Source organism: Nocardia brevicatena NBRC 12119, from assembly GCF_000308495.1.
Taxonomy (GTDB): Bacteria; Actinomycetota; Actinomycetes; order Mycobacteriales; family Mycobacteriaceae; genus Nocardia; species Nocardia brevicatena.
Window position 1 is genome coordinate 1 of the sequence record NZ_BAFU01000191.1, and the last position, 1,426, is coordinate 1,426.

Genomic DNA, 1,426 nt, shown 5'->3' on the forward strand with positions numbered 1-1,426 from the left:
TTGCACCAACTGCGTCAGCAGATCCGCCTGGCCCAGACGAACTGACCTTCCGAACAACGACGGCTCGAACCCTCGTCGGGCGGCTCGGAAACCCGCCGCCGTCGCATGAGTCGTCTCCTGCATAGATGGCTCGACCCGGGATTTCCTCACCCAAGGCCGAGCCATCTGTGCAGGAGTGCCGTTGAGGAACGTGTCGGCCCGGAACTCCGGACTGTCACCGTCACCGCTGTCCGGCTGTCTACCGGGTTGTCACTCCTGTCCGGACTGTCACCGTCACTGAATCCCCCCGGCGGGTCCGGAGACCTATTGGTGTGACAGCCCGGCGGGTTGCCGGGCCGGGTGTTGAGCGTAGTAGGCCGCTTCCATCTCGGCTGACGGCAGGTCGCCGCAGTGCTGGTAGAGACGGTGGTGGTTGAAGGGGCTGCTGCACGATCGGGTGACAGTGGTGACCTGCCCCACCGGTTGGGTTCCAACTTCGGTTGCTAACTGACAGCCTTACCGAAAGGCTGACTCACGTGCCACGCGCCTATCCCACCGAATTCCGGACCCGAGCCATCGCTTTGGTCCGGGCAGGCAAACCCACCAAGCAGACCGCGGTCGAGCTCGGCATCCATCCGGTCACACTGTCGAAATGGCTACGCCAGGACGACATCGACCACGGACTGCGTCCCGGTAAACCGTCGGTCGAGTCGGCCGAGCTGCGGGCGGCTCGCCGCCGGATACGGGAACTCGAGAGCGAGTTGGCGATCGTTCGCCACGCCGCGAAAGGGACTGCCCCCGGTTCGGTTGACTCCTGGTTAGGACGGTGAAATCGGACGCCGTTGATCGGTGAATCCCGACGTCGGTCTGAGCGACCGGAAGCCTCCGGCGTCGGCGAAATCTGACGCCGCTTACGAGCGTGTCTCGCCGACTGGGTGTGTCGACGGAGCATCCGCTCATGCCGGTTTCGGGGCATTATCCGGGGCCGGGGATGATCGTGCTCATGACCGAGTGGCAACTGCACGTATCCCTGGCTGAGCTGCGTAGATCCATCGACCTGCTCATGGAGCATCTCGCGGCGGCCATTGATGGCGACACCATTCGTCTGGATCAAGATTATTTCTGGTCCATTGGAGAGGATGAGTTGTACGAGGTCTACAGCACTCCGTCCGACCTGACGCTGGGCCAACTCTCGTGGTCGTGGGGACATCTCACGGATCTACTGTCCGATCCGGATGGAGCCATCGGGTACCACCTGGTCTGGCTCTCGGAGGTGCTGCGGGCAATAGGACACAAGGTCCCCTGACCGCCGCGTCACGCGCCGTTGAGATGTCACCGAGGCCGGATGTCAAGCACGACGGCGACATCGGGTTTCGCCGATACAGCTTCCTGGTCGCTCAGACCGCCGCCGGAATTCACCGATCAACGACGTCCGAATTCACCGCTC

The 1,426-nt window shown here is 63.2% G+C and carries 1 protein-coding gene and 1 pseudogene; both read left to right on the forward strand.

Annotation, left to right across the window (positions count from 1 at the left end; translation table 11 throughout):
- Positions 1-515 precede the first annotated feature (515 nt).
- Positions 516-764 (forward strand): annotated as a pseudogene (locus ON20_RS25925) (transposase); the annotation flags it as partial.
- A 218-nt stretch (positions 765-982) separates the two neighbouring features.
- Positions 983-1,285, forward strand: a complete 303-nt coding sequence (locus ON20_RS25930) for a hypothetical protein (RefSeq protein WP_157229005.1) — start codon at positions 983-985, stop codon at positions 1,283-1,285.
- Positions 1,286-1,426: the final 141 nt, after the last annotated feature.

Excerpts from the sequence above, each read along its gene's own strand:
- ON20_RS25930 (WP_157229005.1), top strand. The coding sequence starts at position 983 with ATGACCGAGTGGCAACTGCACGTATCCCTGGCTGAGCTGCGTAGATCC.